This is a genomic window from Xanthomonas sp. NCPPB 2586 (genome assembly GCF_041475775.2).
Classification (GTDB): Bacteria; Pseudomonadota; Gammaproteobacteria; order Xanthomonadales; family Xanthomonadaceae; genus Xanthomonas; species Xanthomonas campestris.
This window is the reverse complement of sequence record NZ_CM192981.1, coordinates 1,623,820-1,636,514: the sequence shown is the minus strand read 5'-3', so window position 1 is coordinate 1,636,514 and position 12,695 is coordinate 1,623,820. Positions and strand designations below refer to the sequence as shown.

13 protein-coding genes are annotated in these 12,695 nt (G+C 65.3%); 5 read left to right on the top strand and 8 right to left on the bottom strand.

The window, feature by feature from the left end; all coding sequences use genetic code 11:
- Nucleotides 1-42: 42 nt before the first annotated feature.
- The 5 genes from ACCQ09_RS06905 to ACCQ09_RS06885 form a co-directional block, all read right to left on the bottom strand.
- On the bottom strand, nt 43-645 hold the full coding sequence (locus tag ACCQ09_RS06905) for a glycine zipper 2TM domain-containing protein (RefSeq protein WP_040940945.1): 603 nt from the start codon (nt 643-645) through the stop codon (nt 43-45).
- Nucleotides 646-796: 151 nt separating this feature from the next.
- Nucleotides 797-1,231, bottom strand: a complete 435-nt coding sequence (locus tag ACCQ09_RS06900; protein ID WP_012437810.1) for an OsmC family protein — start codon at nt 1,229-1,231, stop codon at nt 797-799.
- A 360-nt stretch (nt 1,232-1,591) separates the two neighbouring features.
- Entirely contained in the window at nt 1,592-2,539 is a 948-nt protein-coding gene (locus ACCQ09_RS06895) for an aspartate carbamoyltransferase catalytic subunit (protein ID WP_011037876.1), read from the bottom strand.
- 15 nt (nt 2,540-2,554) lie between these two features.
- Entirely contained in the window at nt 2,555-3,022 is a 468-nt protein-coding gene (ruvX, locus tag ACCQ09_RS06890) for a Holliday junction resolvase RuvX (RefSeq protein ID WP_012437809.1), read from the bottom strand.
- Nucleotides 3,015-3,581: a YqgE/AlgH family protein gene (locus tag ACCQ09_RS06885; RefSeq protein WP_011037878.1), complete on the bottom strand. Its 567-nt coding sequence runs from the start codon at nt 3,579-3,581 to the stop codon at nt 3,015-3,017. The genes ruvX and ACCQ09_RS06885 overlap by 8 nt, the downstream gene beginning before the upstream one ends.
- A gap of 78 nt (nt 3,582-3,659) precedes the next feature.
- Here ACCQ09_RS06885 and ACCQ09_RS06880 point away from each other — a divergent pair, with 78 nt between their 5' ends.
- From ACCQ09_RS06880 to ACCQ09_RS06865, 4 genes are all read left to right on the top strand, one after another.
- Nucleotides 3,660-5,516 (top strand): DUF4153 domain-containing protein, encoded by a 1,857-nt coding sequence (locus tag ACCQ09_RS06880; RefSeq protein ID WP_040940944.1) that lies wholly within the window; start codon nt 3,660-3,662, stop codon nt 5,514-5,516.
- The gene (locus ACCQ09_RS06875; protein WP_012437807.1) at nt 5,513-6,052 is read left to right on the top strand and encodes a DNA-3-methyladenine glycosylase I; all 540 of its coding nucleotides are present in this window, start codon (nt 5,513-5,515) and stop codon (nt 6,050-6,052) included. The genes ACCQ09_RS06880 and ACCQ09_RS06875 overlap by 4 nt, the downstream gene beginning before the upstream one ends.
- Nucleotides 6,049-7,311 (top strand): hypothetical protein, encoded by a 1,263-nt coding sequence (locus ACCQ09_RS06870; RefSeq protein WP_080640253.1) that lies wholly within the window; start codon nt 6,049-6,051, stop codon nt 7,309-7,311. The genes ACCQ09_RS06875 and ACCQ09_RS06870 overlap by 4 nt, the downstream gene beginning before the upstream one ends.
- 222 nt (nt 7,312-7,533) lie before the next feature.
- Nucleotides 7,534-8,433: a DUF72 domain-containing protein gene (locus ACCQ09_RS06865; protein ID WP_040940942.1), complete on the top strand. Its 900-nt coding sequence runs from the start codon at nt 7,534-7,536 to the stop codon at nt 8,431-8,433.
- Nucleotides 8,434-8,446: 13 nt separating this feature from the next.
- On the opposite strand, the gene ACCQ09_RS06860 is transcribed toward ACCQ09_RS06865, so the two are convergent.
- The 3 genes from ACCQ09_RS06860 to ACCQ09_RS06850 all read right to left on the bottom strand — a co-directional run bounded on the left by ACCQ09_RS06860 (nt 8,447) and on the right by ACCQ09_RS06850 (nt 11,692).
- Entirely contained in the window at nt 8,447-9,121 is a 675-nt protein-coding gene (locus ACCQ09_RS06860; protein WP_014508435.1) for a YitT family protein, read from the bottom strand.
- Between the two features lie 280 nt (nt 9,122-9,401).
- On the bottom strand, nt 9,402-10,532 hold the full coding sequence (locus ACCQ09_RS06855) for a PilT/PilU family type 4a pilus ATPase (RefSeq protein ID WP_040940941.1): 1,131 nt from the start codon (nt 10,530-10,532) through the stop codon (nt 9,402-9,404).
- Nucleotides 10,533-10,654: 122 nt separating this feature from the next.
- Complete coding sequence (locus ACCQ09_RS06850) at nt 10,655-11,692, bottom strand: type IV pilus twitching motility protein PilT (RefSeq protein ID WP_003489919.1); 1,038 nt, start codon at nt 11,690-11,692, stop codon at nt 10,655-10,657.
- A gap of 287 nt (nt 11,693-11,979) precedes the next feature.
- Here ACCQ09_RS06850 and ACCQ09_RS06845 point away from each other — a divergent pair, with 287 nt between their 5' ends.
- Nucleotides 11,980-12,693 (top strand): YggS family pyridoxal phosphate-dependent enzyme, encoded by a 714-nt coding sequence (locus tag ACCQ09_RS06845; protein ID WP_040940940.1) that lies wholly within the window; start codon nt 11,980-11,982, stop codon nt 12,691-12,693.
- The last annotated feature ends 2 nt before the right edge of the window (nt 12,694-12,695 follow it).

Below are 12,695 nucleotides of genomic sequence, written 5' to 3'. Positions count from 1 at the left end.
CCGCTGCATCCGCACTCCGGATGCAGCACCCATCATCGACACTCAGTCGGGGCGCACGTCCACGCGCACGCGGATGCGGTCACCGGGGTTGTAGTCGCTGCGGGTGTGGTACATCCGGCCGCCGTATTCGTAGGTCACGTCATAGCCGTCGACACGGTCGCGCTCACGGCGGTAGGACACCGGCTCGCAGACGCTGACATTGCCCTGGTAGGAGCGGTGATTGGCTTCGTAGATCGAACGGCCCGCAGCGACGCCGGCCATGGTGCCGACCGCGGTGCCGACCAGGCGTCCATTGCCGCCACCGACCTGGCTGCCCAGCACTGCACCGGCGATGCCGCCGATCACGCTGGCAACCCCACGGTTGGAAGGATTGGCCCCGCCATAACCACCGTCATTGCGGTAGTAGCCGTCGTTGCTGGTGTAGTACCCGTCGGAGGTGCGGTTGTAGCAGCGCTCGCTGGTGCGCTCTGTGTATGCGTCCGAGACGATGATCGGATCCACGCGCACCACGCGGGCGTATTCGTAGCGCCCATCCTCGTAGCCGCCGCGGCCATTGTCGCGGTAGCCGTTGTCGTACCGCTGCGCCGTCGCGTTGCCCGCAACAGCCAGACCCATCACCAGCGCACCAAGCAGAAGAGTTTTCATTGCGGCAGCTTCACAGGGAGGACACGCTGCCGATCCTCGGCTAGCTGCAGTGAAACCGCCCTGAACCGAACGGCCCGCGTAAAGCCCTATTCAGCAAGCCGCCAGCTGCGTACATCGACGCTTGCGCGGATGTACGCAGCCAGCGCCGCGGTCAGCTGGAAAACTCGGTTTCCAGGCTGATCGGCACAGCGCTCAGCGCCTTGGATACCGGGCAATTCTTCTTGGCGGTGTCGGCCAGCTCGCGGAACTCGGCTTCATCGATGCCCGGCACCACGGCCTTGAGCTTCAAGCGGATCTGCGACAGCTGCGGGCCACCTTCCATCGACAGGTCCACATCGGCGCGCGTATCCAGCGAGGTCGGCGGAAAGCCGGCTTCAGTCAACTGCGCAGACAGTGCCATGGTGAAGCAGCCGGCATGCGCGGCAGCGATCAACTCTTCGGGGTTGGTGCCCTTTTCGTCGCCGAAGCGGCTGCTGAAGGCATACCGGGTGTTCTCCATCAGCCCGCTCTGCGGAGTGCTGAGCTGGCCCTTGCCGGTCTTGAGGTCGCCTTCCCAGTGTGCGGTGGCGTGACGCGAAATGCCCATTGCGGTCTCCTGCGATTGAAAGGGACCGTTACCTTAGGCGAGCGGGTGTTATGGCGTTGAGAGGTGGAATTGGGAATTGGGAATTGGGAATTGGGAATCGGGAATCGGGAATCGGGAATCGGGAATCGGGAATCGGGAATCGTAAGAGCGTGCGGCGTTGCGGGGGTGTTGTCACGCTGGACGAATGGAGTTTGTTCGGATGTAGCGACTGGCCATGCTGCGGGTTTGCTTGGCGGAAACGCAGCCAAGCACGAAACAAAACGGGCGTCGCGATGATTGTCGCGACGCCCGTGAGAAGGCAGTCTTTTTGCATTCACTACGATCGCGCTGTCACGCAATTGCAGCAGCGTATGCGGGCCATCAGCCCAGCAGGGTTTCCAGGACCGCCATGCGCACGGCCACGCCGTTGGCCACCTGGCGCAGCACGCAGGACTGCGCGCCATCGGCCACCTCGTCGGTGATCTCCACGCCGCGATTGATCGGGCCCGGATGCAGCACTGCCGCGTCGCGTCCCGCGCGTGCCAGGCGCTCGCGGGTCAGGCCATAGTCGGCGTGGTACTGCTCCAGCGATGGCACCAGGCCTTCTTCCATGCGCTCGCGCTGCAGGCGCAGCATCATCAGCGCATCGGCGCCTTCCAGCATCGCGTCGAAGTCCTCGCCGACCACGCAGCCGTCCAGCATGTCGTCGTCGGGCAGCAGGCTGGCCGGGCCGCACACGCGGATCTCGCCGGCACCCAGCGTACGCAAGGCGTGCAGGTCCGAGCGCGCCACGCGCGAGTGCTTCACGTCACCGACAATCACCACCTTGAGCTTGGAAAAATCCGTGCCCTTGGCCTGACGCAGGGTGAGCATGTCCAGCAGGCCCTGGGTGGGATGCGCACTGCGCCCATCGCCGGCATTGATCAGCGCGGTGCCCTCGCCGGCGGCTTCGGCCAGTCGCTCCACCGCGCCATCTTCGGGATGACGCACCACGAAGCCGCGCACGCCCATCGCCTCGAGATTCTTCAAGGTATCGCGTGCGGTTTCGCCCTTGCGGGTGGACGAGGTGGACGCGTCGAAATTGAGCACGTCTGCCCCCAGCCGCTGCGCGGCCAGGTGGAACGAACTGCGGGTACGCGTGGAGGGTTCGAAGAACAGCGTGCACACTGCGGTGCCCGCGAGCACGCTGCGCTTGCCCACGCGCCCCACCGCCGCATCGCGGATCTGGCCGGCGCGATCGAGCAGCTGCAGCAAGGTAGCGCGCGGCAGTCCTTCCAGGGTGAGCAGGTGGCGCAGGCGTCCGTCCGAATCGAGTTGCATGGTGGTCATCGCAGGTCGGGAGAATCAGGGAAGAAGAGTGGCTTGCTCGGGCGCCGACAACCAGCGCTCGACGATCACCGCGGCGGCCATCGCGTCCAGCGCGTCGGCGTCGCGGCGGCGCTTGCGCCCATCGGCGCGCTCGCGCGCAAAGCGCTGCGCAGCCTCAACCGAGCTGGAGCGCTCATCGATCAGCACCACCGGCAGCGCATAGCGCTCGCGCAGTTCGCGTGCGAAGGCGTGCGCGCGCTTGCGTGCGGGCTGGTCCTTGTCGTCCAGGGTGAGCGGGTCGCCGACCACCAGGCCGGCGGGGCGCCATTCCTTGTGCACACGATCCAGCGCCACCCAATCGGGGCCGTTGGCATGCACGTTGATCACGGCCACGGCGCGGGCACCCGCGCCAAGCGCGGTTCCCACGGCCACGCCGATCCGGCGCGACCCCACGTCGAAACCCAGCACCGTCGCGTCGGGGCGGATCGCGCCCGCCTCAGGCATGCCCGGAGTAATCCGTGAGCCGGAACAGATCCACGCCGATGCGGCCGGCGGCGGTCTGCCAGCGGTCTTCCAGCGCGGTATCGAACAGCACGTTGGCGTCCGAGGGCGCGGTGAGCCAGCTGTTTTCGCCGAGCTCGAATTCCAGTTGCCCGGCGCCCCAGCCCGCGCAGCCCAGCGCCACCAGCGCATTGCGCGGGCCGTCGCCGGCGGCCATGGCCTCGAGGATGTCGCGCGAGGTGGTCAGGTAGACGCCCTGGCCCACTTCCAGGCTGGAATCCCATGCGCGCGCGTCGTCGTGAATGACGAAACCACGTTCGGGGTGCACCGGCCCGCCGCTAAGCACTGGTTGCTCGCGCAGGCGCTCGTCGCTGGTGTCGATCCCCATCTGCGACAGCACTTCGCCCAGGGTGTACTCGGACGGGCGGTTGACCAGCACACCCATGGCGCCGTTCTCGTCGTGCTGACAGATCAGCGCGACACTGCGCGAAAAGGTAGGGTCGGACAGCGCCGGAAGCGCAATCAGCAGTTGGTTGGCCAGAGGCGTGGGCAAAACAGACATGCGGCCATTCTAGCGGTTCGTTTCGAACCGCGCTGGGGCGCTGCCATACTGAGCGCTTGCCTCAGCCATGGACTGCCGATGCTGCCCACATCTGCGCTGCACCCCGCCCCCGACGATCTGCCCCTGCCCTGCCAGACCCGCGCGTTCATCGTGCTGGTGGCCCTGCTGCAAGGCGGCCTGCTGTATCTGGCCGAATGGGGCGCAGACCACGGCGTGGCGCCGTTCGCTGCGCTGGGTGGGCGCGTGTGCTGGTACACCCTGGTGCTCACCGTTCCCAGCATGCTGCTGTTGAGCGTGCAGACCCTGCACGACCGTCGCCTGTGGCAGCAGTTGGCCGTGGTGGCGGCCGTGTTCGCCGCACTTGCCGGCTGGGCGGCGTGGAGCGCAACCGGGGCACCCGGCCTGGAAAGCAACAAGGTGCTGACCCCGTTCGGCCTGAGCGTGGCGGCCGCGCTGTTGATCGCCCTGCCCTGGCTGCAGTTCCGTCAGCACCATGGCAGCTGGCGTGCCAGCTATCACGCGCTGTTCGAACACGCCTGGCAGAACACGCTCACGCTTGCGTTGGCACTGGTGTTCGTCGGCGTGTGCTGGGGCGTGCTGACGTTATGGGCCGAGTTGTTCGCATTGGTGAAGATCGATCTTTTCCGCACGCTGTTTCGCGAGGATGCCTTCATCTACCTGGCCACCGGCACGATGGCCGGCCTGGGCATCCTGATCGGGCGCACCCGCCAGCGTGCGGTGCAGGTGATGCGGCAGATCGTGTTCGCCCTGTGCACCGGCCTGGTGCCCTTGCTGGCCAGTATCGCGCTGCTGTTCATCCTCACCCTGCCGCTGACCGGCCTGCAGCCGCTGTGGCAGACCCGCGCGGCGGCGGCGATCCTGCTGTGCATGGTGTTCGGGCTGGTGCTGTTCACCAATGCGGTGTATCAGGATGGCGCGACACCGCCGGCGTATCCCGGCTGGTTGCGGCGCGTTGTCGAGGCCGGGCTACTCACACTGCCGCTCTATGCAGGCCTGGCCTTTTACGCGGTGGGCGTGCGCATTGCCCAGTACGGCTGGACCGGCGAACGCTTCTGGGGCGTGGTGCTGGCCGCGGTGGCCAGCGCCTATGCAGTGGGATACGCCATTGCAGTGCTGCGGCCACGCCCGGGGCAGTGGCTGGCGCCGCTGGCGCGCAGCAACAAGATGCTGTCGTGGGTGGTCATCGCCCTGCTGCTATTGGTCAATACGCCTGTGCTGGATCCGTATCGGATTGTGGTGGCCAGCCAGCTGCAGCAGTTGGCACAGCGCGGCGGCACTGCAAACCCGGACCTGCTGCAGGACGATCTGGAATTCCTGCGGTTTGCCAACGGCCGCCGTGGTTATCACGCGGTGCAAGCGCTGTGGGACACCCCCGTCTTTGCCAACGATGCCAGGCGCAGCCGGCAGCTCACTCTGCTGCTCGCGCGGACGCAACGTTGGCAGGAACCGCAGTCGGATGACGCACTGCGACGCACGCGCATGCACGACGTGGCCGAGCTGCAGGCACACCTGCTGCTCGCTGCAGGCAGCAGCAGCCCGGACCCAACCTGGTGGAGCGCCCTGGCGCAGGGCAGCTTGCACAACGACAGCTGCCTGCAACGCGATGCGGACTGCGTGATCATCCGCCGCGACCTGGATCAGGACGGCCAGGACGAGGTGATGCTGTGCGATCTTTCAGGGAAGTTTGGTATCACCTGCACGCTGTACACCCGCGATGCGCAGGGCTGGTATCGGGTGGACACATTGAACAGCTTCCCGCAGCGCAGCCAGCAACAAGAAGCCCTGCGTGAGGCCGTGCGCCAAGGCAAACTCGCCACGCTGCCACGCCGTTGGCCTGACTTGCTGTTTCCCGGCGGTAAACCGATGCGCATCAACTCATCCGCCAACGCACGCAAGACAACGGAGACCCCATGAGCGGTTATTGCAGCATCGCGCCCGGCCACCCGGTGCATGGCCACTATCACGACCACGAATACGGCTTCCCGCAGCGCGACGAACGCGAGCTGTTCGAACGCCTGGTGCTGGAGATCAACCAGGCCGGCCTGAGTTGGGAAACCATCCTGCGCAAGCGCGGCAACTTCCAGCGTGCCTATGACGGGTTCGACGTGGACACCGTGGCCGCGTACGGCGAGGCGGAGATTGCCAGGCTGATGCAGGATGCCGGCATCATTCGCAATCGCCTGAAGGTGCTGGCCGCCATCCACAATGCGCAGGTGATCCAGCGCCTGCGCGCAACGCACGGCAGCTTTGCCAACTGGCTGGATGCACAACATCCCCTCGACAAGCCGGCCTGGGTGAAAGTGTTCAAGAAGACCTTCCGTTTCACTGGCGGCGAAATCACCGGCGAATTCCTGATGAGCCTGGGCTACCTGCGCGGCGCGCACCATGCCAACTGCCCGGTATTTGCGGACATTCAGGCACTGTCGCCGCCATGGATGCGCAGCGCGTGAGCGACACCTTGCGTGCCGCGTGCGAGGCGCCTGTACTCAGCGCTGCGATCACACCGCATCGCACATTTCGCATGCGGCGCTTGCTGGGCATTGCTGGGTTACTGATTGCCTCCGCCGCGGCAGTGCCGCAGGCAGACGCGCACAAGGTGCCTAGGCTGTCGCTGACGCAGGTGCTGGACCAGTTGCGCCGCGACATTGCCGCCGTGCCGGCCAGCGACCCCACGCCGATCGACACGGTGATGAAGCGCTATGCCGATACCCACGGGCAAAGCTTCGACATCGCAAGCCCGGATCCGGAGGAAGACCCATCCGAGGCTGTGCCGCCCACGCAGCCGGCCGACGTCACCGATGCCGAGTGGCACGCGCTGCAGGCCTACGGCGCGCACACCACCAGCGAAGCAGACGATATCTCCGAGAACCGCAGCCACCACTACACCCTGATCGACCTGGACGAGGACGGCCAACGCGACCTGCTGGATGAGGCCTATGTCGGCGGCACTGGTTTGTTTACGCAGATCACGGTGCTGCAAGGCCATACCGATGGCTTCCGCGCCCCCACCGCCACGCCCACAGGTACGCCAGCGGATAGAGAAGCGGACGCTGGATTCAGCATCAACGGCCGCGGCGGCGACCAGGCGCTGTACTGGCTACGCATCGACGGACGCAGCTACGCGGCCTACCGCGACGGCGACTATTTCCAGGACACGCTGACTCTCTCGCGCCCGTTGTCGCCGCTGCCCGCCGAACGCCACCCAACCAAGGCACTGCAGATCCGCTATCGCTACCAGCACACGCTGGCGCCGCGGCGAAAAGATGCTGCCGAGCGCTTGCTAGAGGAACAGCAGGCGGACGACTGGCTGGCGCAACACCCGGCGATGCGTGCCGCGGTAGACACCCAGTTGCAGCACCTGCGCCTGGATGCACAAGGCCGGCAGCGTTCGCCTGATCCGGAGGCACGCTGCCCGAGTCCCGCCGAAAGCAGCGACCCCGAGCTGGAGGCGCAATGGCCATGGCATGACGCCGGGCATTACACGTTCGACTTTGTCGCCAATCTTCGCGTGCGCCACGGCAGCGAGTGCTACAGCGCCAGCGTGGTGGCGTTCCGCAGCAGCTTTCAAAGCGCCAATACCGCGTGCTGCGTGCTGTGGCTCTACGAGGCGCCCGGCAACCAGGTTGCGAACCTGCCGCTACTGTCAAAGCGCACGCGCAGCGGCATTGCATTGATCACGGCAGCGCCTGTGGATGCCTCGCAAGACTGACCGCACGTAGCGAGCCGCCAGCCAGACAGTGATGGCACCACAGTCGGGTGCTGGGTGCGCGCTCCATGCCCACTCCACGCACCGGCTGCGCCCACCTCGCGCGGCGCGATCCTTTCGAGAATGCCGCCCCGCTTATCCACTCGCACGCACCGGCGCACCAGATGACGCGGCCTTGCCACAGCATCCACGACCACTGCACACCTGCCGCGGCATGGTCGGCACATGAGCATCCGCATCGGCATTTCGGGCTGGCGTTATGCACGCTGGCGCGGCACGTTCTACCCGACCGGCCTGGCCCAGCGGCGCGAGTTGGCCTATGCCGGGCGCTGTTTTCCCAGCGTGGAAATCAATGGCTCGTTTTATTCGCTGCAACGCCCGGAGAGCTACCAGAGCTGGCATGACGAGACGCCGGACGACTTCGTCTTCGCGGTCAAAGGCCCGCGTTTTGTCACGCATATGAAGCGGCTGCGCGATTGCGAACAGGCGCTGGCCAACTTCTTTGCATCCGGCGTGCTGCGGCTGGGCGAGAAGCTGGGGCCGATCCTGTGGCAATTGCCGCCAACCCTGCGCTTCGATGACGCGGTGTTGGATGCATTTCTCTCCAGCCTGCCGCGCGATACAGAGGCAGCACTCGCCCTGGCGCGCAAACGCGATACCACCTTGATGCATGGGCGTACGGCCCTGAGCATCGATCGCAAGCGCCCGCTACGGCATGCGCTGGAGATGCGCCACCCCAGCTTCTGCGACCCGTCCTGCATGAAGCTGCTGCGCAAGCACAAGGTGGGCGTGGTGGTGGCCGATACCGCTGGCAAATTTCCGTATCTCGAAGATGTCACCGCTGACTTCGTCTACCTGCGGCTGCATGGCGACGCGCAACTCTATGCCAGCGGCTACAGCGACCACGCCCTGGACCGCTGGGGCGAGCGGATTGCGGCCTGGGCCGCAGGTGGTGAGCCCTCCGATGCACAGCGTATAGGGCCGCGCGCCAGCAAGCGCGCACGGCGCGACGTGTACTGCTACTTCGACAACGACATGAAAGTGCACGCACCGTTCGATGCGCGCGGCCTGATGCAGCGGCTGGACCTGCCCACCGACTGCCCGGCGCGCGAGGAGGTCGTGTAATTCCGCTGCGCGCTCACACGCCCATGTAGCGGTGCGGCCGGTGGTTGAACATCAGCACCAGGCTCAGCATCAGCGCGCCAATGGCCGAATACAGCACCTTGTCCGGCGTCAGCACGAAAAACGCGACCAGCATCAGCATCGCGTCGAAACTCATCTGCACCTTGCCCGCGCTCCAGCCGCGCTCGCGCTGCAGATACACCGCCAGGATGCCGATGCCGCCGAGGCTGCCGCGGTGGCGAATGAAGAACAAAATGCCCAGCCCGGCAAGCGCGCCGCCCACCACTGCCGCAAACAACGTGCTCATATGCGCGTAGTCGGCCCAGCGCGGCAGCAGGTCGGTCAAGGCCCCGCAGGCGCCCACCGCGGCGAAGGTTTTCAGGGTGAATTCCCAGCCCATGCGGCGCACGCTCAACCAATAGAACGGCAGGTTGACCAGCACGAAGACCAGGCCGAAATTCCAGTGCAGCGCGTAGTGCAGCAGGAACGCCACCCCGGCCATGCCACCGATCATCAGGCCGCCCTTGGCAAAGATCGCCAGCCCCAGCGAGGCCACCAACGTCGCCAGCACCATGCCTTGCGCATCTTCGGCCACCGAGTGGTGATAGGCGTGGTCATCGGCGCTGGTACCAGCCGAATCCGGCGGCGGCGTCAGCGGGCCGGAGGTGAACACGGCACCGTCGTCGGGCAACGGCTCTTGCTCCGGACGGAGATCGGAATCGGGAAGGCTCACGGGTCTGGGAACTGCGGTGGGGTGCGGATATTAGACACTATCGGCCACCCTGGTTACATCTGAAACGTCAGCCGTGCATCGCTGCTGGATGTACGGCTGCACTGGCTTGGCGCCGCACTGCACTCAATCGCTGGCGTTGGCTGAAAAGCGCGACGCGCCCAGACTGACCGCAGCGCGTCGTTGGTGCGCGGCGGCGCTGGTCGCACCGCCGCCGCGTCATGGAGCGCGGCCGTGCGCCTTACCGAACCTCGGCAATCTCCACGCCATCCAGCCCCTGCGACAGCGTCTTGGCATCGCCGCCTTGCGAGAGCTTGATGCGCAGGCGCACCTCGTTCTGCGAGTCGGCGTAGCGCAGTGCGTCTTCGTAGCTGATCTCGCCGGCCTGATACAGCTCGAACAGGCTCTGATCGAAGGTGCGCATGCCCAGGTTGGTGGACTCCTTCATGATCTCCTTGAGCTTGTGGATCTCCCCATCACGGATGTAATCCTGCACCAGCGGCGTGCCCAGCATGATCTCCATCGCCACGCGGCGGCCGCGGCCATCCGGGGTCGGGATCAACTGCTGCGCCACCACACCCTTGAGGTTGAGCGACAGGTCCATCAGCAATTGGTTGCGGCGGTCTTCCGGGAAGAAGTTGATGATGCGGTCCATCGCCTGGTTGGCGTTGTTGGCGTGCAACGTGCACAGCACCAAGTGGCCGGTTTCGGCGAAGGCGATGGCATGGTCCATGCCTTCGCGGGTCCGCACCTCGCCGATCATGATCACGTCCGGCGCCTGGCGCAGGGTGTTTTTCAGCGCGTTTTCCCAGCTATCGGTATCGATGCCGACTTCGCGCTGGGTGATGATGCAGCCCTCGTGCTTGTGCACGAATTCGATCGGGTCTTCGATGGTGATGATGTGCCCGGTGGAATTCTGGTTGCGGTAGCCGATCATCGCCGCCAGCGAGGTCGACTTGCCGGTACCGGTAGCGCCGACAAAGATGATGATGCCGCGCTTGGTCATGGCCAGTGTCTTGATCACCGGCGGCAGGCTCAGCTCCTCCACGGTGGGAATGCGCGTCTCGATCCGACGCAGCACCATTCCCACCTGGTTGCGCTGATAGAAGCAGCTCACACGGAACCGCCCCACCCCGGACACGCCGATGGCGAAGTTGCACTCGTGGGTCTTTTCGAATTCCTCGCGCTGCGAGGGCGTCATCACGTTCAACACCAGGTCGCGACTCTGCTGCGCGGTCAGCGGCGCCTGGGTGATCGGGCTGATCTTGCCATGCACCTTGATCGCCGGCGGCATGCCAGAGGTGATGAACAGATCCGACGCCTTCTGGTGCGCCATCAGCTTGAGGAAGGAGGTGAAGTCGATGGTGCTCATGGCGTGCTCCCTCGGAGCAGGGAATAGGGAATCGAGAATCGGGAATTGGAGAAGCTGGAAACCGGGACCGGTCAGGGAAACGTGCTTTTGCAATTCCCCATTCCCGATTCCCTATTCCCGAGTCACTCGAATATCCGCTTGTCCTTGGCGTACTCGCGCGCCTGGTTGCGCGTGATCAGGCTGCGCTTGACCAGGTCCTGCAGATGCTGGTCCAGCGTCTGCATGCCGTATTGCTGGCCGGTCTGGATCGAGGAATACATCTGCGCCACCTTGTCCTCGCGGATCAGGTTGCGGATGGCCGGGGTGCCGACCATGATTTCCCATGCTGCGGTACGCCCGCCGCCCACTTTCTTGAGCAATGCCTGCGAAATCACCGCACGCAGCGATTCGGACAGCATCGAGCGCACCATCGGCTTTTCGCCGGCCGGGAACACGTCGATGATGCGGTCGATGGTCTTGGCCGCCGAGCTGGTGTGCAGGGTGCCGAACACCAGATGGCCGGTTTCCGCGGCGGTCAGTGCCAGGCGGATGGTTTCCAGATCGCGCAACTCGCCGACCAGGATGATGTCCGGGTCTTCACGCAAGGCCGAACGCAGCGCCTCGTTGAAGCCGTGCGTGTCGCGGTGCACTTCGCGCTGGTTGATCAGGCACTTCTGCGAGGTGTGCACGAATTCGATCGGATCCTCGACGGTGAGGATGTGGCCGTATTCGTTCTTGTTGATGTAGTCGATCATGCCGGCAAGCGTGGTCGACTTGCCCGAACCGGTCGGGCCGGTCACCAGGATCAGACCCTGCGGTTGGTCGATCAACTGGCGAAAGATCGGCGGGCAGCCCAGGTCTTCCAGCGTCAGCACTTCGGACGGAATGGTACGGAACACCGCACCGGCGCCACGGTTCTGATTGAACGCATTGACGCGGAAACGCGCCAGCGACGGAATCTCGAACGAGAAGTCGACCTCGAGGAATTCCTCGTAATCGCGGCGCTGCTTGTCCGACATGATGTCGTAGACCAGCGCGTGCACCTGCTTATGGTCCAAGGCCGGAATATTGATGCGGCGGACATCGCCATCGACACGGATCATCGGCGGCAAGCCTGCAGACAGGTGCAGGTCCGATGCCTTGTTCTTGACAGAAAACGCCAATAGTTCAGCGATATCCATGCGCTGCTTTTCCCCTAGGCTGCGATTGGAAGATACTCCCCGGCCGGCAGTATAGCGTTCTGGCAGCGCCCTGGAAGCGCGCCGTGCGTCGGTTCAGCCCGCCAGCATGAATGCCGATGGCCGGCGTTTCCGATGTCCGGGGCGGCGGTATCGTTTGCCGCAGCGCGCCTTTATCCACCCCACCTCGCCGCGAGGAAGATCCGCCGCGCCCGGCGCGCACCGGCACAACTGGAAGGAAAGGCACGGGCGCGGCACTATGGCCGCCTTGCTTACCCGTTGGCTGACCTGTGCCCGCTTCCTCGTTGCACCAGATGCTGGCCGCCATCCAGGCGGCAGCCCCTCCCAACGCCGCGCCCGCGCGCCTGCTGGCGGTGTCCAAGACCCAGCCGGCCGACGCCGTGGCCGGGTTAGCCGCGCAAGGCCAGCAGGCCTTCGGCGAGAACTATGTGCAGGAAGCGGCCACCAAGATCGCGCAGCTTCAAGCGCTGCAGCTGGAGTGGCACCTGATCGGCCACCTGCAATCCAACAAGGCCGACATGGCCAGCCAGTGTTTCGATTGGGTGCAGACCGTGGACCGCGCCAAGCTGATCGCACTGCTCGCCCGGCATCGCCCGGACGGCCGCGCACCCTTGAATGTGCTGATCCAGGTCAATATCGACGACGAGGACAGCAAGCACGGCTGCGCGCCCGAGGCAATCGACGCCCTGGCCGCGGAGATTGCCACCCATCCCCAACTGCAGCTGCGCGGATTGATGGCGATTCCCGCGCCGTTTCCCGAGGTCACGCGCCGGCACCAGGCATTCGCGCGCATGCAGGCCTTGTTCGCGACACTGCGCAGCCAGTATCCGCAGGCAGATACCTTGTCGATGGGCATGAGCGCGGACTTCGCCGATGCCATTGCGGCCGGCGCCACCATGGTGCGCGTGGGCACGGCGCTATTTGGCCAGCGCAACGCGCCACCGGCCGCCTGTCACGTCGGCCGTTTCCTTCCTCCTTCTTGATG